The sequence below is a fragment of the Streptomyces sp. NPDC006624 genome (genome assembly GCF_040611555.1).
GTDB lineage: Bacteria > Actinomycetota > Actinomycetes > Streptomycetales > Streptomycetaceae > Streptomyces.
The window spans coordinates 1-1,023 of sequence record NZ_JBEXOM010000109.1 but is presented as its reverse complement, the minus strand read 5'-3'; the positions used below and the strand labels follow the sequence as shown (position 1 = coordinate 1,023).

At 69.9% G+C, this 1,023-nt stretch carries 1 protein-coding gene; it reads right to left on the bottom strand.

Annotated elements, in window-relative coordinates; translation table 11 throughout:
* Positions 1 to 1,023 (bottom strand): dihydroxy-acid dehydratase (locus ABZY20_RS37505; RefSeq protein WP_356448053.1); only part of this gene is annotated, 1,023 nt, incomplete at both ends.

The window sequence follows — 1,023 nt, the reverse complement described above, 5'->3', positions numbered from 1 at the left end:
GTCGCACCGCTGAAACGGCCGTCGGTGATCAGCGCGACGTCGTTGCTCAGGCCCTGGCCGACCAGCGCCGCGGTCACCGCCAGCATCTCGCGCATGCCCGGGCCGCCGGTGGGGCCTTCGAAGCGGATCACCACCACGTCGCCGGCGTCGATCTGCCGCGCCTGCACCGCGGCGAACGCCGCTTCTTCCGAATCGAACACCCGCGCCGGGCCTTCGAAGTGCTCGCGGCCGTGGCCGGCCAGCTTCAGGATGCAGCCTTCCGGGGCCAGGTTGCCGTAGATGATCGAGTAGCCGCCGCGCGGCTTGAGCGGGTTGCTGATCGGGCGCACCACGTCCTGCTGCGCGGCCATCGTCGCCTCGCGCAGCTCCTGGAAAAAGGAACGGCCGGTGACCGTCGGAATATCCTCGATCAGACCGGCCGTCTCCAGCTCGCGCGCCACCAGCGCCGCGCCGCCGAATTCGAACATTTCCGCGGCGGTGTAGCGTCCGCCGGGTTTCAGGTCGGCGATCACCGGGGTGTGCGCGGCGGCTTCGAATTCTTCCAGGTCGAAGGCGACGCCGGCTTCGTGGGCGATCGCCAGCAGATGCAACGCGGCGTTGGTCGAACCGGCGGTGGCCGAGACCGCGCGCGCGGCGTTGCGCAAGGAGGCGGCGGTGATCAGTTCGCGCGGCGTCGGCGAACCGTCGCGCAGGCGCTGCATCACCAGTTCGCCGCACAGGCGCGCGGTTTCCGGCTTGTCCTCGTGGATCGCCGGAACATCGTTGTAGCCCAGCGGCGACAGGCCCAGGAAGGTCAGCACCATCGCCATGGTGTTGGCGGTGAACTGGCCGCCGCAGGCGCCGGCGCCGGGGCAGGCGTGCGATTCGATGCGATGCAGTTCGGCGTCGTCGATGCGCCCGGCCGAATGCGCGCCGACCGCTTCGAACACGTCCTGCACGGTCAGCGGCTTGTCCTGCGCGGTGCCTTTCTTCGACGGGCAATGGCCCGGCATGATCGTGCCGCCGTAGAGGATCACGGTCGGA